This is a genomic window from Solibacillus sp. FSL R7-0668, from assembly GCF_038006205.1.
In the GTDB taxonomy this organism is placed as follows: Bacteria; Bacillota; Bacilli; order Bacillales_A; family Planococcaceae; genus Solibacillus.
This window is the reverse complement of sequence record NZ_JBBOUU010000001.1, coordinates 3,402,953-3,420,969: the sequence shown is the minus strand read 5'-3', so window position 1 is coordinate 3,420,969 and position 18,017 is coordinate 3,402,953. Positions and strand designations below refer to the sequence as shown.

Annotated in this window: 17 protein-coding genes and 1 pseudogene; 13 read left to right on the top strand and 5 right to left on the bottom strand. The window is 38.1% G+C overall.

Annotated features, from left to right (window positions below; genetic code table 11):
• Positions 1–131 precede the first annotated feature (131 nt).
• The 3 genes and pseudogenes from MKX47_RS17130 to MKX47_RS17120 all read left to right on the top strand — a co-directional run bounded on the left by MKX47_RS17130 (position 132) and on the right by MKX47_RS17120 (position 3,386).
• Positions 132–293, top strand: coding sequence for a hypothetical protein (locus MKX47_RS17130; protein ID WP_340776613.1), 162 nt, complete (start codon positions 132–134; stop codon positions 291–293).
• Between the two features lie 801 nt (positions 294–1,094).
• Positions 1,095–1,898, top strand: a pseudogene (locus tag MKX47_RS17125) (alkaline phosphatase family protein); the annotation flags it as partial.
• Positions 1,899–2,180: 282 nt separating this feature from the next.
• The gene (locus MKX47_RS17120) at positions 2,181–3,386 is read left to right on the top strand and encodes an iron-containing alcohol dehydrogenase (RefSeq protein ID WP_340776612.1); all 1,206 of its coding nucleotides are present in this window, start codon (positions 2,181–2,183) and stop codon (positions 3,384–3,386) included.
• A 151-nt stretch (positions 3,387–3,537) separates the two neighbouring features.
• Here the strand turns inward: MKX47_RS17120 and MKX47_RS17115 are convergent, their stop codons facing one another.
• A complete protein-coding gene (locus MKX47_RS17115; RefSeq protein WP_340776611.1) occupies positions 3,538–3,798 on the bottom strand; it encodes a hypothetical protein in 261 nt (86 codons plus the stop codon).
• Positions 3,799–4,128: 330 nt separating this feature from the next.
• On the opposite strand from MKX47_RS17115, the gene MKX47_RS17110 reads away from it, so the two are divergent.
• The 3 genes from MKX47_RS17110 to MKX47_RS17100 all read left to right on the top strand — a co-directional run bounded on the left by MKX47_RS17110 (position 4,129) and on the right by MKX47_RS17100 (position 6,536).
• On the top strand, positions 4,129–4,986 hold the full coding sequence (locus MKX47_RS17110; protein WP_340776610.1) for a malate synthase: 858 nt from the start codon (positions 4,129–4,131) through the stop codon (positions 4,984–4,986).
• 217 nt (positions 4,987–5,203) lie between these two features.
• Positions 5,204–5,551 (top strand): PadR family transcriptional regulator, encoded by a 348-nt coding sequence (locus MKX47_RS17105; RefSeq protein WP_340776608.1) that lies wholly within the window; start codon positions 5,204–5,206, stop codon positions 5,549–5,551.
• Positions 5,538–6,536: an HAAS signaling domain-containing protein gene (locus tag MKX47_RS17100; protein WP_340776605.1), complete on the top strand. Its 999-nt coding sequence runs from the start codon at positions 5,538–5,540 to the stop codon at positions 6,534–6,536. The genes MKX47_RS17105 and MKX47_RS17100 overlap by 14 nt, the downstream gene beginning before the upstream one ends.
• A gap of 116 nt (positions 6,537–6,652) precedes the next feature.
• Here MKX47_RS17100 and MKX47_RS17095 read toward each other — a convergent pair.
• Positions 6,653–7,983, bottom strand: a protein-coding gene (locus MKX47_RS17095) for an IS3 family transposase (RefSeq protein ID WP_340776603.1) whose coding sequence is annotated in 2 segments (ribosomal slippage) — positions 6,653–7,602 and positions 7,602–7,983 — 1,332 coding nt in all. Because the reading frame shifts where the segments join, the coding sequence is not laid out codon by codon here.
• 127 nt (positions 7,984–8,110) lie between these two features.
• Positions 8,111–8,290 carry a hypothetical protein gene (locus MKX47_RS17090; protein WP_340776601.1) on the bottom strand — a complete coding sequence of 60 codons (180 nt, stop codon included), beginning with the start codon at positions 8,288–8,290 and terminating at the stop codon, positions 8,111–8,113.
• A gap of 264 nt (positions 8,291–8,554) precedes the next feature.
• Here MKX47_RS17090 and nadX point away from each other — a divergent pair, with 264 nt between their 5' ends.
• The 4 genes from nadX (at position 8,555) to MKX47_RS17070 (ending at position 11,599) form a co-directional block, all read left to right on the top strand.
• Entirely contained in the window at positions 8,555–9,334 is a 780-nt protein-coding gene (gene nadX / locus MKX47_RS17085; protein ID WP_340776599.1) for an aspartate dehydrogenase, read from the top strand.
• Between the two features lie 171 nt (positions 9,335–9,505).
• Positions 9,506–10,477: a tRNA dihydrouridine synthase gene (locus tag MKX47_RS17080; RefSeq protein ID WP_445683594.1), complete on the top strand. Its 972-nt coding sequence runs from the start codon at positions 9,506–9,508 to the stop codon at positions 10,475–10,477.
• Between the two features lie 155 nt (positions 10,478–10,632).
• Positions 10,633–11,268 carry a DUF6944 family repetitive protein gene (locus MKX47_RS17075; RefSeq protein ID WP_340776596.1) on the top strand — a complete coding sequence of 212 codons (636 nt, stop codon included), beginning with the start codon at positions 10,633–10,635 and terminating at the stop codon, positions 11,266–11,268.
• A 94-nt stretch (positions 11,269–11,362) separates the two neighbouring features.
• Positions 11,363–11,599, top strand: a complete 237-nt coding sequence (locus tag MKX47_RS17070; protein ID WP_340776594.1) for a small acid-soluble spore protein Tlp — start codon at positions 11,363–11,365, stop codon at positions 11,597–11,599.
• A gap of 93 nt (positions 11,600–11,692) precedes the next feature.
• Here MKX47_RS17070 and MKX47_RS17065 read toward each other — a convergent pair whose 3' ends face one another.
• Positions 11,693–12,577 carry a patatin-like phospholipase family protein gene (locus MKX47_RS17065; RefSeq protein ID WP_340776592.1) on the bottom strand — a complete coding sequence of 295 codons (885 nt, stop codon included), beginning with the start codon at positions 12,575–12,577 and terminating at the stop codon, positions 11,693–11,695.
• A gap of 207 nt (positions 12,578–12,784) precedes the next feature.
• Between MKX47_RS17065 and MKX47_RS17060 the strand changes: the two genes are divergently transcribed.
• The gene (locus MKX47_RS17060) at positions 12,785–14,176 is read left to right on the top strand and encodes a hypothetical protein (protein WP_340776590.1); all 1,392 of its coding nucleotides are present in this window, start codon (positions 12,785–12,787) and stop codon (positions 14,174–14,176) included.
• 75 nt (positions 14,177–14,251) lie between these two features.
• Positions 14,252–15,871 carry a multicopper oxidase family protein gene (locus tag MKX47_RS17055; protein WP_340776588.1) on the top strand — a complete coding sequence of 540 codons (1,620 nt, stop codon included), beginning with the start codon at positions 14,252–14,254 and terminating at the stop codon, positions 15,869–15,871.
• 67 nt (positions 15,872–15,938) lie between these two features.
• Here the strand turns inward: MKX47_RS17055 and MKX47_RS17050 are convergent, their stop codons facing one another.
• A complete protein-coding gene (locus MKX47_RS17050; RefSeq protein ID WP_340777866.1) occupies positions 15,939–16,499 on the bottom strand; it encodes a DUF3298 and DUF4163 domain-containing protein in 561 nt (186 codons plus the stop codon).
• 239 nt (positions 16,500–16,738) lie between these two features.
• On the opposite strand from MKX47_RS17050, the gene MKX47_RS17045 reads away from it, so the two are divergent.
• Complete coding sequence (locus MKX47_RS17045) at positions 16,739–18,001, top strand: MFS transporter (RefSeq protein WP_340776587.1); 1,263 nt, start codon at positions 16,739–16,741, stop codon at positions 17,999–18,001.
• Positions 18,002–18,017: the final 16 nt, after the last annotated feature.

The window sequence follows — 18,017 nt, the reverse complement described above, 5'->3', positions numbered from 1 at the left end:
ATGGATAAAGAGGTAGATTATTAGTAATGCTGTTTAGCAATAAGATAAAAAACCTGCTTGACTCTAGGCAATGGGAGAAAAGCGGATAAAAAAATATTTTTCACTCACACTAATAGTGGAGGTGAGTGAAAATGGGTAGTAATAAACATAAAAACAATAAAACGCAGGATAACAAAAAACAGCAAAACCAAAATCAAAATGCCAACAGAGAGCGTAAAAACAGGGAAGAGTTCGCTGAGGAAATAAACTTCAATCGAAATGAAATTCAAAATCAAATTCAAAAAAATCTTTAACATTTTTATATAAGACCAACCCCGATACACGCTCTAGATAGGAGATGTATGGGGTTTTTCTTATGTTATCGACCATTAAAGCTAAAACAATTTGTAGAGCAAAAATAAAAAGGAGCTACGCCAAAAGTAAATACTTTTAGCGCAGTGCTTCGTTCGTGTATTAATTATCCGCTGCAGGCTGCTTTTCGCGGTGGTCGAAATAGGTACGAATGCTAAAATCGTCACGACGCGAGTCAACGCATTCATGACCAGCATCGTGCTGGCCTCCATCCTCGGCGCAAGGGGGTGTCCCAGAATCACTTCTCGGACACCCCCCTTGATGACACTTACATTTTCTTCATGACACACTGTCATACTTTAAGCATTGATTCTTAAGAATAACCTAAGACAACCGTGCTTGAGCATTCAGTTGATGGTTATTCAGATTAAGCGATCATTCGCACTCATCGGGTTAACCCTCCTAGTCACTTAGTTTGAAAGTGAAATCTTTAATAGTATAGGTCGATTTTTATGTTTAATACACTCAAAATCGTTTTTTTATTGCTTATTGATGTTGATTTGAACTAATGGAACGATTAAAGAGTGAAAAAAAGAAACGGAATATATTGGTTATTTAGATGAGCTCACCTTCATTTACATGTATTAATAAATTTTTAACCATACTAATGTAAATAAATTGATTTGAAGGTGAGTCGATGAAAAGAAAAATGGTACCGGCGATTATAATATTTCTTGTTATCTGTACTGGACTTGTGCTAGTAATTTCTATAACGCTAACAAAAGAAATTACCATCCTTTACGCTTGCCTATTTACCGGATGCAGATGCTTCTATACACAAACATGGTCCTGAAGATTTGAAGGGGATTGAAAAAGCAGATCAGGCACTACAAGACCTATTCAATAGCTTTGCATCGTGGGAAGAAGCAATTCAAGAGGTAACGTGGATTGTACTCGGAGATAGCGGTCAATCATTCGTAAATAAAGATAAAAAAACTTCTTTAATTGATTTAAATCATTCATTGAAGAAATATACGTTTTGGGAAGGCAATAAAAGGGATGCCCAACTTGCCATCGCGATTAATGAGCGCATGGCATACATTTACGTCAACGATCAACAAGTTGAAATCTCAGAAATCGTGAACATTTTAAAAGAGGACGAGCGAATTGGCTTTATTGCCTGGAAAGATGACCAAACAAACTATGTTGTAAATTCACTAAGTGATGGGGAATTTACATTTTCACCAATGGGTACGTATGTTGATGACTATGAACAATCATGGGAAATTTCCGGGAATACTTCCATTTTAGATTTGAAAGTTACGAATGAAGGACATATTGAGTATCAAGACTATCCAGATGCTCTAGCAAGGCTACATGGAGCGCTTCATTCACAGGAAGGCCGTGTTATTATTGTAGATGCAAAACCTTCATATGAGTTTATTGAAGAACATAGTCACAATCATGCAGGAGGTGGCGCACATGGTAGCCTTCATAAAGTAGATTCCCTTGTGCCAATGATTGTTACAGGAACAAATGAATTCCCTCCATTTAATCGGTTTGTTGATGTGAAGAAGTGGATTCTTCAATTATTAAGTGACTCATAACGATGAAGTCACTCAATTTTTTGTTGAATCAGAAGAAAATCTATGACAGATAGCGGAGGGCATTCATTTTAAGGAATAAGAAAACCATAATGTAGTTAGCTCAAAACCAAATGTATTTTAAAAATAATTAGATTTGTAAATTATTCAATAATAACGTTCACTAAAAATATACATTTAATTAAATAACCCCGAGTATTTTTCAAAAGTTGATAGAATAGGATATTTTGAAGGGTGATTTTCGCCATTCAAGCAATTTTTAACATTGGAAAAGGGGTTGGAAACATGTCAGACATTCTAAAGCAATTTGTCATGCCATCATCAAACTTATTTGGGCCAGGAGCAATTCAAGAGGTTGGTAAAAAACTAAAAGAGTTAGAAGTGAAGAAGACATTGATCGTAACAGATGAGGGCTTACACAAATTAGGGCTCTCAGCACAAATTGCTAACATCATTACAGCTGCAGGTGTTGAAGTGGCAATTTTCCCGAAAGCAGAACCAAATCCAACAGATAAAAATATTGAAGATGGTATCGCGGCTTATATTGCCGAGAACTGTGATTCCATTGTATCGCTTGGAGGCGGTAGTGCACACGATGCAGCAAAAGGAATCGGTATTATTGCTTCGAATGGTGGACGTATTCATGATTATGAAGGCGTAGATCAAACACAAAATCCACTAGTTCCATTAATTGCGATCAATACAACGGCTGGCACAGCAAGCGAAATGACACGCTTTACAATTATTACGGATACAGCGCGTAAAGTAAAAATGGCGATTGTTGACAAACATGTTACCCCTCTTGTATCAATTAATGACCCTGAGTTAATGATTGGTTTACCACCAGCACTAACGGCAGCAACTGGCTTAGATGCATTAACACATGCAATCGAAGCATTTGTTTCAACAAATGCAACGCCAATTACAGATGCTTGTGGCGAAAAAGTACTGCAATTAATTCCTGAGTATTTACCGCGTGCTTATGCAAACGGTGCAGATTTAGAAGCACGCGAGCAAATGGTGTACGCTCAATTTTTAGCAGGAATGGCGTTCAACAACGCATCATTAGGTTATGTACATGCCATTGCCCATCAATTAGGTGGCTTCTATAACCTACCACATGGTGTATGTAACGCGATTTTATTACCACATGTTTGCCGTTTCAACTTAACAGCGCGCCAAGAACGCTTTGCAAAAATCGCTGAGTTATTAGGGGCAAACATTGAAGGGCTAAGCAAGCGCGATGCAGCTGAAAAAGCAATTTCAGTGATTGAAGCGTTAGCAAAAGACTTAAATATTCCAAGTGGCTTCCGTGAGCTTGGTGCGAAAGACGAAGATATTGAAATCTTAGCTAAAAACGCGATGTTAGATGTTTGCGCAGCGACAAACCCACGAAAAGCAACTCTTGAAGATATTAAACAAATTATCACAAATGCAATGGGACCAGCTTTGGTGCCTGCTAACCAAAATGAATCTGTAACCGTTTCTTAAATACTAAAACTCGTATTCAAATCATCCGCTTGAGGCGGTGCTGCAGTGGTGATCGGAGCTTCATGCTAGCATCCTTCCCCGGCGCAAAGAGCGTGTCCCAGAATTTTTCTCGGACACGCTCTTTTTTTGCACTATTTAAACAGTCTTTTTTTCATCTAGTAAGTCCGCAATTTTCTTCACAATTCCACTTCAATTCAGCACGTGCAAATTTTTGTAGCTTGTCACACGTATCGGCCAGTACATCTAGTTGTGCGGCCGCCTTTTTTAATTCTAACACAATATGTTCCCAATCATATGTTGGATGAATTTTGCCGAAGCGTTGATTTTGTATGATGTCCGAAGCACCATCCACATGGGTGCTAATGATATATCCCCCATTTTTTGCTGCTCGGCAAACATGTGGGCATAGCATTCTACTGTAGAGGTAAGGCAAAATATTTTCGCTTGTCGATAATCTTGCTCTAACAAATATTTATTAGAGATTGGCCCTAAAAGGATGATCTGGTCAGCGAACGGGCTATCTAAATTCTTCTGACATAGGCCTCACTAAACGAAATTCTCAATCGGAAAGCGCTGCTGCTAGAAAGGCTTTCACTGCAAGCTTCACTTGTTTTTCAGGTGCATCTAGCCGACCGACTGTTTCTTTTTTAGAAAGTGATTATTAGTATTGAATTTCTAATATGAGGGCACTCTATAATTATTGGGAAAAAACAAGTAATTCTATACTAGGAGGATTTGACGATTGAATTTAATTAATAAGAAGGTTACGCACAAATTTTTCGGCATGGGGAGCATAGTGAAACAAACTGAATCGAGCGTAGAAATCAATTTTGCCACGGAAAATAAATTATTTGTTTTTCCGGATGTCTTCGGTAAGCACTTAGAGTTGCATGATCAAGGTGCCGCTATATTCATGAAAGAAATTATTCAAAAAAAAGAAGCTGAGCAAGAAAAGAAAGAAAAGCAAAAAGAAGAAGAAAGACAATTGCAACGAATGAAACAAGAGCTTCGTTTGGAGCATGAAAGACTAATGAATCAATTTAAACTCCATCCTGAATCACAACTGGTTTTTTGGTGTGACGCTGAAGAAAAGACGAGTTCCTTTTCAGAATGGCGAGTTTTTTCAGGTGTGGTAAAGAGCGGAAATGACAAAGGAAAACCGAACAAGCCCATTCGCTTACACCAAAATAGCGCTGTTTTATTAACAGAAAAAAATTCGAATATGCCTGGAGCAGAAAGGCGGATTTTAGGCGTTTATATGGTGAAGGAGGAGTTTATCGGGAAGCTTTGTGAGGATGGGTATATTCCTGCTCACTCAAAATATCAACTTCAACTCACCGAACAAGAATCCTACGCACTGCCTTCATGGGATACGTATCTAAATAAAAATGCCTCTAAAAAAACCTCTTGGAATACTGGAAAATACCGCTATTTTCATAATTCATGGATGGCTCAAATTTTGCTTGATATAGCTTTGCTTAAAAGTAACCCAAAGGAACGCGAGCAAGCAAATCAATTTTTAAAACATTTTTGTAAAATGAATCGAATAATCGTGCAAGAGTTGCCGAATTATCAAGGACTGTCTAGAGCTGAAAACTAGCATAAGGATGGATTCTGGGAATGAGATTTGTTCTTTTTCGTGTCTAAAGGCAGTAGCTTGATAGTGGGAAATGAAGATCACCGTTTAGACGTGTCTAATCTGTGATTTTTTTTGTGTTTAAATAATTGGAAATTGATTTCCTATCAATAATACTGTATGATGCATAGTATAAAATAAATACTGTACGACATACAATATTGAGGTTGGGGGTGTATCAATGAACAATTTATTAAATTCGTTAACGACAGAACTGAGAAGAGGAACATTGACGTTAGCGGTTTTAAGTCAATTAAGGACACCTCAGTATGGCTATTCGCTCGTACAGTTATTGGAGCAATCAGGAATTTCCATTGATCAAAGTACGCTCTATCCATTGCTCCGTCGATTAGAAAAGCAAGAGTTGGTTTCAAGCAGCTGGGATACTTCAGAGAGTAGACCCCGTAAGTACTATGTATTGAGTGAATATGGTTTAGAAATTTTCCTACAGTTAAAAACAGAATGGTTTAACAATTCGAATGAACTTTATGCTCTATTAAGAGGAGATGAAGAAGATGAAGTTAATTGAAATATATATTCAAGAGGTCACGCGCAGGCTACCTGAAAAACTTCGAGCGGATATTGCGCTCGAGTTACGTTCAACAATTGAAGATATGTTGCCCGATCATTATAATGAACAGGATGTTAAAGAGGTACTCAATCAATTAGGAAGTCCAGTAGTATTGGCAAACGGCTACAAGGACCAGCCAATGCACCTCATAGGTCCCCGTTATTTTGATGTATATATGTCGCTATTGAAAATGATTGTACCGATAGCCACTGTGATTGCATGTATCACAATAATTACCCAATATTTTATCGACTACAACGGGGAAGAGGCCATTTTAACGGTTGTGCTTTCAATGCTTGGTAATGGAATTGCGACGATAATCGAGGTAGGGATCCAGGTGTTTTTCTGGCTCACATTAACTTTTGCGCTAATTGAAAGATTTGATAAGGACAAGGAGCAACAGCCTTTAACTTCAAGCTTGGAAAAATGGACTGCTGATGATTTGAAAAAGGTTGCTTATATACCTAAGAAAAAGGCCATTTCAAAGTTCGAGGTTTTTGGGAGCTTAATGTGGACGGCGATTTGGGCAACGCTTTATTTTTATGCCAACCAGCTAGTAGGAGTATATGAAGGAAGCGGAGGCCGATTAGAATTTGTCATACCCGCTTTAAATCAGGAGGTGCTTTTAAAATATTGGCCGCTTGTAGTTGTTTTAGTTGGATTTGAAGTAATACTGGCGTTATATAAGCTAATCAAAGCACAATGGACAAAAAGAATGGCCATTGGTAATGCGGTACTTCAAGTAATTTCAACCATTGTCTTTATCATTATTTTAGTGAATCCAAATTTAATGAACCCAGATTTTATTATCTATTTGACGGAAATATTTAATATAACAAAGGGTCAATTGAACATGTGGGTAATTGGTGGGGCGATTATGATCTTTATATTTAGTGCTGCGATTTCTGTATATGACGGATTTAAAAAAGCGACTATTCGGTAGTTGGAATTCGTTCTTGTTAAATTAGAGGTAGAACTATTCGGAATAGTATTACACATAGAAATAAAAACCCAATCCAGGGGTAAAGTGTACCCTTTGTAAAGGACATTTTGAAAAGCCTAGGCAACTTGTTGAAGCTGCTGTCTGTATTTTACAGGCGGCAGCTTTTTTAAATTCCACTGGCCACGATAATGATTGTAATACGTCATATAACTCTTAACTTCTCGTTTTACTTCTTCTAGCGTTTCACATTCTTTTAGATTCGTTTCATCTTTAAAATGCCCAAAGAATGATTCTTGGGGCGCATTATCCCAACAGTTTCCCCGACGTGACATCGATTGACCTAACCCCATTTTCTTTACGAGCTTTTGAAATTGCGGACTCGTATAATGGAAACCTTGATCCGAATGAATAAAGGCGCCTTCTGTTAAATGGCGGTGTTTCTTCAGTTTGTGAAGCGTATTGAGCGCAATCTCTAGATGTAATGAAGGGGATACTTCATACGCTAAAATCTCATTCGTTTCGGCGTCTTTAATCGTTGATAAATAAGCGCGTTTTCCACCTTTATACGTTAAATAAGTGATATCTGTTAACAGAACTTTACCTGCTTCACCTTGTTTAAATTGACGTTGTAGTTTGTTCTGACATGTGCGATGTTCTTTCGTTGCTTTCGCCATGCGACGATATGGATTTGCTTTACGAATTGGACATATAATCGAAAATTTTTTCATTATGCGGCGAATACGCTTTAAGTTATATGTAATTTGGTATTGATTTTCTAAGGTCATTTTAATTTGGCGTGCTCCTTTTTTGCGTCCTCGGAAATGATACGCCTTTAAAATGATATCCTTTACTTCTTCATCTATTTCCGCTTTAATTGCGCGCTTTTGTGCTGATTTTTCCGTGAAGTAATTGTAGTAACCTGAACGAGATACGCCCATTATGTTACATAAATAGCTCACCATGCGCTTTAATTTGTATTTTTTTATCGTATGCTGGATGAGTTCGAACTTTAATTCTGGTGTAATTTTTACTTCTTCTTTAACATCTGCCTTTCGAGTAAATCGAGCTTTTTTAGTAATTCGTTCTCCGCTGCTAATATACGATTTTTCACTTCTAGCCGAGTGATTTTTTCTTCTAATGTTAATTCACGTTCTGAAGGTCTACCAGAATTGGTTTTTCGAGTATCTTGTAGACCTGCCACACCTGATTTACGATAGGCTGCACGCCAACGTTTTCGAGCTGAATTAATACGCTCTAAACCGATTAATTCAACATTTAAACCAACATCTTCAAAAATCTCTCTAGGAAGCTTCCCTTTCTCATACTCCGCAATAAAATGACGTTTAAATTCATCTGTATATGTAATTGATCTCTCACTAACAGCTTGCACATTAGGATTGCATTTTAGTTGTTCTTGTTCTTTTTTTGTAAATAATTCTTTCGTCATTTGATTCCACTCCGACATCTTTTTTCTCACTATAAATAAAAATACCCTATAGGATAGACTTTTTCAAAGTGTCTATCTTATAGGGTACATTTTAGGGGATGGATTGGGTTTTTAGATTATGTTGGCATTAACCTACTAAGTTATGTTTTACAATTTCGTAAGCTTGGCAAATATGTTCGAAAGCGGCTTGGTCCTGTGCAATCATATCCGTTGCGATTTCATAAATATCTGAAGTGTCTGTTGTTACTAAATTATTTAATACTGCGGCTTCCATTTTTTCTACGTAATTTAGAATTTCTGTGCCCATCTATGTCATCTCCTAAAATGTTATTTTCTATAGCTACTATACAATGAATAGACGTCAGACCTCAAAGGAAATGCTGCGAAAAAAACATGAAAACGTTCACAATATGTCAGCAAAATGAACTTGCCTATTTTCTGCTCATTGAAAGCGTTTTTCTAGAAATTAACAGAACTTTCTTAAATGAAAGTTTGTTCGCTTAAGGCTAACATCTATCATGAGTTTTCTTATAAGATGGAGATATCAAACAGAAGTGAAGGAGTTATACAAATGAATATCGGACTAATCGGTGCAGGAGCCATTGCCCATTTTTTGTTACATGAGTTAGAGGGAAATAAACAAGGTCCGCTACAAATAAAAAGCGTCTATGTTCGCAACAAAGAAAAATACAAGATGCTTGAACAACAATTTGGCATCATATTATACACGGATTTGGATGCATTTCTCGCGTCAAACATTGATATTGTTGTGGAAGCGGCAACAATAGAAGTAGTACAAGCATTCGTTCCAACGATTCTCAAGCAAAAGCCCGTTGTACTCATAAGCATTGGTGCACTTGCAGATGAGCAGTTATTGCAGCACTTATATGACATAGCAATCGAATATAATCAAAAACTGTATTTACCATCAGGCGCGATTGGTGGCTTGGATTTACTACAAAACGCCCATGCACTTGGCACAGTTACATCAGTTTCGCTCCTAACACGCAAGCCAGCACGGTCATTAATTGAAGAAAAAATTGATACGGCAATCACGGTTTTTGAAGGAACAGCACGCGACGCCATTCATAAATTCCCTAAAAATATGAATGTTTCGATTGTCTTGGCTTTAGCGAGCATCGGCTTTGATGCAACAACAGTAAAATTAGTGGCGGATCCGCATATTGATCAAAATATTCATCTGGTCGATATTAAAGGCAATTTTGGCGAAGTAATGTTGACAATTAAAAATAATCCGTTATCACAAAATCCAAAAACAAGTTATTTAGCCGCGATGAGTATTTTAGGGACATTAAAACGTATGAACCAAAAGCTAATCATTGGAGGATAGCTGTAAACCTGTCCTCTTTTTCATACCAAAATTTCATACAAGAAAAAATGTGAAAGCTAGGTTATACTATTACAATGATTGCATTTTTGCTTACAATAAATAATTTCAGCATAGATAACTGATGAATTTTAGGATGAAATACGTCCTGTTATGAGAGGATCGAGAATAAAAATGAAAGAAAATTTTTGGACAGAGCTACCGAAGCCGTTTTTCGTATTAGCACCGATGGAAGATGTAACGGATTGCGTGTTCCGACATGTTGTAGCGGAGGCTGGGGCACCCGACGTTTATTTTACAGAGTTCACAAATTCAGAGAGCTATTGCCATCCTAATGGTATTGAAAGTGTGCGCGGCCGTTTAATGTTCACAGAAGATGAGCAACCGATTGTGGCGCATATTTGGGGAGACAATCCAGATAACTTCCGCAAGATGAGTATCGATTTAGCAGAAATGGGCTTTAAAGGAATTGATTTAAATATGGGCTGTCCCGTACCAAACGTTGCAGGCCGTGGGAAGGGTTCAGGCTTAATTTTGCGACCAGATGTGGCAGCAGAGCTCATTGAAGCGGCAAAAGCGGGTGGAATTCCGGTAAGTGTGAAAACACGACTTGGCTTCAAGGAAATAGAGGAGTGGAAGGAATGGCTCACGCATATTTTAAAGCAGGATATTGCCAATCTTTCCATTCACTTACGCACGCGCAAAGAGATGAGTGCGGTGGATGCACACTGGGAGCTCATTCCTGAAATCAAAGCACTACGCGACGAAATTGCCCCGAACACATTATTAACAATCAACGGTGATATTTTGGACCGTCAAATGGGCTTAGAGCTTGTAGAAAAATATGGTGTGGACGGTGTCATGATCGGACGCGGTATTTTCAAAAACCCATTCGCTTTCGAAAAAGAGCCAAGAGAGCATACGAGTGAAGAGCTACTAGAATTATTACGATTCCAGTTAGACTTACAAGACCAATACGCAGAGCAATTACCACGCTCTATGTCAGGCCTACATCGATTCTTCAAAATTTATGTAAAAGGCTTCCGCGGAGCTGGTGAATTACGTAATCAATTAATGCATACCAAATCTACAAATGAAGTGCGTGCATTATTAGATAACTTTAAAGCAACGCAAGAGATAGAATAAAAATGAAAACAGATTGTCAAAGAAATTATTCCTTTGACAATCTGTTTTTTTTTGCGTAAATACCAAAATAAACTATAGCATTTCATTAGTCTAAAGGTACTATTTTAAACACCATATACTATTGTATGATGTCTAGAGTAGTGGGTGAAAATAAGATGGGCATTTATAATCCGAATAACCGAAGTAATCAAAATAGGAAAGATCAACCTACGAATAATAAGGATAAAAAAATACTTTCTAGGAAACGTGTAATACAGCAAAAGTCCGAAATTCAGAAAGAAGCCAACAGTGCAAATATGGCGAGCATTGCAGGAAATTGGATTGAAGCGGCTGGAGCTATTATAACTGCAATAGCAAGTACGCCATCAAAAACCTTTACGGAACGAACCCTCACAGATTTAAATCTAATTGGCAACGTTTTAGAAGCGGGAGGAACGGCTATTGCAGCAAAAGGTGAGGAAGGTACATTAAATATTGTTGGCGAACAGATTCAAGCAATTGGTAATATCGCGGTAATTGCAGGGATATTAAATACGAATGAACGATCAAGTGAGCTCCTACAAAAGCAAGGAAATCTTCTTCAAATAGTAGGCATGGGGATGACCATACAAACCTCTGGACAGTTAACGTTTTTAGAAACAATTACAAATATAGGAAACATCATTCAATTAATCGGAAGTGTCATTCAAGTTTCCGCTAATATGGATACCGAAGAGGGCATAGTTATGAATGCAATTGGTGGCTGGATTCAAGCGATGGGGTCTGTTCTTACCGCTTTAGCGACTGAATAAGAGGTAGCCAATTTTTAAATTTAAAAGTATAGCACATAGGAATAATTAAACTAACCACACTAAGTTTGAATCTATAATAACTTAGGAGGAGAATATGCCGAATTCAAAGCACCTAAAGCAAGACGACAAAACGAGTAATGTAGGACGCATACGTGAAATTGTAAAAAATACGGAAAGAAATTTGATGGAAGCAGAAATTGGCAAGGAGTTTGCAGACGGCATCCAACGTGCAATGATCAATGAACAAAATGAGCGACGGAAACACTCCATTGAAGAACTAAAAGAAGAAATTAAAGAGGAAATCGGAAAAAGTAAAAAAGGAAAGGCGTAACAACGGGAAAAAATAAATAAATCAGGAGGCGTCCAGAAGGTCATTTTAGGACGCCTTCTACGCATGTTTCCTAAGTAAAACCATGACCCTCCCCTACCAAACCGGCGACCATGTTTTTAAAAATTGAATGGTACGATCTTTACCAATACACATTAATTTATTCTTTGTTTCTTCATCGATATCGAATTGGGTGGTGCTAAATTTTTCTACCGGAATAAAAATAATATTTTTTTCATGTTTTCGAGCAATGTAGCGATTATCATGCGCATTTTGCATCGTAGCAAATAATGCTTCAAATAACTGAATACCATTATCGATTTCGCGTGGCGCCATTTCTTCATTGGCACTACTTAGCTTGAGTCCAAGAATAGGTCTTATTTGATGGCCATTATCGAAAATCCATAGAGGGAAGTTACTTAAAACACCACCATCTACAATGACATTTTCATTCACGCCATTTTTTAAATAGACGGGCTCAAAGAAAAAGGGAAGGCCGCAGCTCATACGCAATGCATGAGCAATGGAGAAGGTATGCGCATTAATGCCATAGTTTTTTAAATCATCGGGCAAGACAAGGATTCGCCCGGTTGTTAAATCAGAAGCGATGAGTTTTAATGACCCTTCAGGCAAATCACCAAAAGTAAAAATTCCTTTTGTCGCTAATTTATCATAAAACCACTTTTCTAACGACTTTCCGCGGTACATGCCAAAACGTACGTATAAATTAACCCATTTTAAAAAGGGCATGCCGATGCAGATTTTCGGAGGGTCGAGTAGTACATTCAAGTTTAGATCATCAAAGATTTCCTCCAACTCCTGCGCATTAAAACCTGCTGCAATAAAAGCCGCCAAGATTGCACCAGCACTTGTACCGGCTACACGCCCAAATTGGAATCCACGCTCTTCAAGCACCTTCAATGCACCAACATAAGCAAATCCCTTAATCCCACCACCAGAGAACACACCATCTACAATCATTTGTTCTCCCCTTAAATGCTTTTTTATACTGTAAGTAAGAAATGGCCAGTTTAGAACATAATTTGCATGATTATCTTCAATTACGGAAATAGCATGATTGAAAATTAGGCGATTTCATTAGATTCTAAAAAAATATTAATTGCAAATAGGCGCTCACCATCTATCTCTGTCTCCCATATGCTAAAAAAAAGGAGAGGAAGGTAGTGTATGGGGATTGAATTGACAGCCTTGCATTGGATCTATGTTTTATTTATACTGCTCATTATTTACTTCATGGTAAGACGTCTTGATACAACATTGATTAGTATATTGGGGATTTTTGTTATTGCAATTGTAGCAACGGGTAATTTTACTTCCTCTATTAGTAGTATATTTAATAGCTTTGTTTTTGCCATCACAGAATTATTATCTACTATTTTAATCATTTCCATCATCGTTGCGATGAGCCGTGTTTTAACTAAAACGGGTATTAATGAAGTGATGATTGCTCCGTTTACGAAAATTATTAAAAATCCAACACTTGGCTTTTGGACAATTGGGCTATTAATGATGATTATTTCTTGGTTTTTCTGGCCATCTCCGGCTGTTGCCTTATTAGGAGCGGTGTTATTGCCCGTGGCGATTCGTGCTGGACTTCCCGCGCTTGGTGTCGCAATGGCTATGAACCTATTTGGCCACGGAATTGCTTTATCTAGTGATTTTGTTATTCAGGGCGCTCCTAAATTGACAGCAGATGCAGCCGGAATTCCTGTCGGTGATGTGGTTGCAGCAAGTATCCCGCTCGTCATTACGATGGGAGTTGTAACGACAATCGTTGCCTTTTATTTATTAAAAAGGGATATGAAAAAGGGCAAACTCGAATTAGTCGGGACGTATGATAATGGTGCGGAGCAAGAAACGACAGAGGATTTACTAACAATGAAGCAGAAAAAATTCTTTGCGCTACTCATTCCGATTGCCTTCATTTTAGACGTTGTAGCGATGGCATTATTTAATCTACAAGGTGGAGATGCAACGGCGTTAGTTGGGGGCACTTCGGTATTTATTTTACTTTTACTTTGTATCCTAGCGTATAAGAAGAAGGGGTTAGATCAAACAACGAGCTACTTTATCAATGGCTTTCAATTTGGCTTTAAAGTATTTGGACCGGTCATTCCGATTGCGGCCTTCTTCTACTTAGGTGATTCAGGCTTCCAGACAATCATTGGGGGATATTTACCAGAAAGCTCGCACGGTATTGTCAATGACCTCGGTGTTGCACTTGCAGCGATTGTACCATTAACAACAGAAGTCGCGGTTATCACATTAACAGGAGTTGGTGCAATTACGGGGCTTGATGGGTCAGGATTTTCAGGGATTTCTTTAGTGGGTTCTATTGGAAGCCTGTTCGGCACAGCTATTGGAGAAGGGACAGCAACATTAACAGCACTTGGTCAAATTGCGGCGATTTGGGTTGGTGGCGGTACACTCATTCCTTGGGCATTAATCCCAGCAGCCGCTATTTGTAATGTAAGTCCATTTGAGCTTGCGCGGAGAAATCTTGTACCGGTTGTCGTGGGCTTAATTGTAACGACGATTGTAGCGGTATTTCTTATCTAGTAGCGTATCAAGCATGAACACCTCTAACAGCTAATGAATAATCTAGACAAATAAAAGAAAGAAGGATGTGCTATTTTGAAGCATATAGAGCAGCCTATAAACCCAGCAAATCCGAATACCATCCCTAAATTTGTAGATGAATTAGTAAAGCCACCAATCGCTATACCAAAAGCAAATAAAAATTATCCACCGGGTTCTTATTACGAAATTAAAATGTTAAAAGCAAAGCATCGATTTCATGTAGGTTTTCCTTATTCAGAAGTTTGGGGCTACAATGGCATAATCCCAGGTCCAACAATTGAAGCAAAAAAAGACTCTACGACCTATGTGAAATATTTAAATAAACTGCCTCAAAAACATTTCTTACCAATCGATTTTAGCTTACATGGCACCAATAATTCGCCTGAGGTTCGAACGGTTGTTCATTTACATGGTGCAAACGTGGCTTCGGCAAGTGATGGACACCCAGAAGCTTGGTATACAAAGGATTATACAGCAACTGGCCCGACATTTAAGCAAGAGGTGCATGCATACACAAATCATCAGCCAGGTACGACGATGTGGTATCATGATCATTCTATGGGGTTAACACGATTAAATGTTTGTGCAGGCTTGGCGGGATTTTATTTGCTTCGTGATTCTTCTGAAGAGCGATTCCATTTGCCTAGTGGAAAATACGAAATTCCCCTAATGATTCAGGATAAATCCTTTAATGAAGATGGCTCGATATTTTACCCTACTAAATTGACACCACCATTCCCACTTCCCGTGCCGGACCAACTACCATTACCAGATCCAACGATTACATTAGGTTATGTGGGTAATACAATCGTCGTTAATGGCAAGCTATGGCCCTATTTAAATGTGGAGCCAAGAAAATATCGCTTCCGTATCGTAAATGGCTCAAATAGAAGAAGTTATGATTTGCGTCTTTCAAATAATGAACTCATCACTCAAATTGGAACAGATGGTGGATTTTTAGAGAAGCCGAATGAGATTAGCAGCATCACATTAACACCAGCAGAGCGCAGTGATATCGTTATTGATTTTAGTAAATTTGCCCATGAAGAAATCTTTTTGATGAATGACGATGAGGAGTTTCCAGATGAGCATACAAGTGTGATTATGAAATTTAACGTGTCGTTACCTTTAAAAGGGCAGGATACAAGTCAAATCCCTGCATTGTTGGAGCCCGCAATGGATTTGCACGAACATCATGCACATACAATACGCCAGCTCCCATTAACTACAACATTAGATCGTTATGGCAGGCTCATGCTTCAGTTAAATGGCCGAATGTACCATGAGCCTGCAACAGAAAAGCCTGCGCTAGATAGTATTGAAATATGGAATATCATCAATACGACTCCCGTTTTTCATCCGGTGCATATTCATTTAGTCCAGTTCAAAATTCTTGAGCGAAGACCCTTTGATGTGGATCTTTTTGTGGCGGAGGGAAAATTAGAATTTACAGGCGAACCCGAAAAACCACGCGATTATGAAAGAGGCTGGAAAGATACAGTAAAAGCGGATGTTGGCAAAGTAACAAAACTCATCATGCATTGGAAAGAGCATACTGGAAACTATATTTGGCACTGTCACTTCCTTGAACATGAAGATCATGATATGATGCGCCCTATTCGTGTGATTGAGGACGCGCATCCTGTACAGCCACCCCATATGGATGAACATTAATACACGGTTATTATAGTTAAGCCCATGCAAGAAAGTCCATTTCCTTTAGCATGGGTCTTTTTAGAGGTTAGTTATTAACAGCCATTCTACTAAGTGGGCTTTGTTCATCGATAATATCGGTTAAATCAAATACAGAAATAGGAAACATTGGCAACCCCACAACATAAGGCGTAATTTCATATAATTGAAAATAAATGACAAGCGACTTATCTGCAATATAAAAATCCTGATCCGGTCGAATGCCAGGAAAGTTTTCTAATAAAGGAATATCACGCTGAATAATTTGTAGTTCAACTAGTTCAGAAAGGCGCTGAACATAATCCGCTCCTGGTATAAATAAATCTCTCAATTGGCAAATTTGCTCTTTTTCGAAATCAAACGTAAGTGATTTAATATACGTCATCCCATGGGCAGCCTGCTTATGATACGTGTAATTAGAAAGAGAGAGACTAAGCAATTGTCGTTGATTATTTTTTATTTCATAAAACCCCAGCATTTCATCCACTGTACTGGGTAGATTTCCTACCTGTAGTGAAATTAACGCTCTAACTTGCTCGTAAATGGCATGATTTATATGCTGTTCCCATAAATAATTTTCACAGTAAGCGACTTGTGGATAATACACAATCTGTCTGGCCCCATTGTTTAAACAACATGTATTGACATGGACTGGATTTACTTGAATAGCGCTCCCCATCCTTTTCATTTTCTTGAATGAATGACATGACATAACATAACATAATGTGAAGAGTTTATGCTGTGCTATAGATATGTATATGTAGCCATATAAGGAATATGAAACGATTTAACAAGTAACGGCCATTAGTTTGAACGCTATGCGAAAAAACAACTAGGAGTAAGAAACAAGTGGAAAAACAAAAAAGCCGATACCGATGGATTGTATTTGCTTCTGTGTTGGTCACCTATTTATTAATGGCAAGTCAACGAACGGCTCCGGGGTTAATTACGAATAACTTGATGGAAGATTTTAATTTAACTGCTTCGAAAATTGGTTTATTAATGAGCATCCAATTTTTTGTCTATACAAGCTTACAAATTCCAATGGGGATTTTAGCGGATCGTTTTGGACCTAATTTTTTTCTCATTATCGGAGCGACACTGACAGGCTTCGGGACAGTCATATATAGTTTAGGTACGCATGACTGGATTTTATTTATTGCAAGAATCCTCACAGGCGTAGGGGATGCAACCATCTGGGTGAATATGATGTTAATTTTGGCTACGTGGTTTCATAGAAAGGAATTCGTTCGCTTAGTAGGCTTTGCGGGGATGACAGGGAGTTTAGGCTTTTTGCTGGCAACCGTACCGTATTCTATGTGGATTAGTTTATATGGATGGCGCGCTACATTTTTTTCAATAGGACTACTATTATGCTTTTGCGGATTGTTCCTTTATTTTGTATTGGTCAAAAATACAAAACGTCGATTTGAAGAACAACCAGTCGTAGAAAAAGTGGCGGTACAACGAGAGAAAACAATGGTGATTGTAAGAAAAGTGTTTTCAAACCGTCAATCATGGGCTTTATTCTTTTGTCATTTTGGGGTTGTTGGAGGATATGTAGGATTCATTAGCTCATGGGCAGTACCTTATATGACGAATTTATATGAAATGACCAGTTCAGAGGCTAGCCAGCTCATCATGCTTGGGTTGATTGGTGCACTGATTGGCGCGCCTTTAATGAGCTGGATTTCAAGCTCGTTAGAAACAATTAGAAAGCCGTACATTATGGTTCATACTATAGTTTTATTAAGTTGGTGTACGTTCTTATTGGTGAATGGGCATCCGTCTCTGTCGTTGCTCAGTCTCCTATTTTTTATTATTGGCTTTGGTTATGGGGCGAGTGCCTTAAGTTTTGCCGCGGTTCGTCAATCTTTTTCAATTAAAGAAAATGGAATTGTTTCAGGTTTTGTCAATACAGGTGGCTTTTTAAGCGCGGTACTCTTGCCAATCTTATTTGGCTATATTTTAGATTATTTTCATCTCACTGCCGGAAATTTAGCGGATGGTTATTATTATGGCTTCATTACACCAGTTATTTTTTCGGTGATGGGGATCATCGGAATATTTTGCTATAAAGAAAATAAAATCAAACTTAAAATGAATCGGTAGTTGCCTACACGCAGCG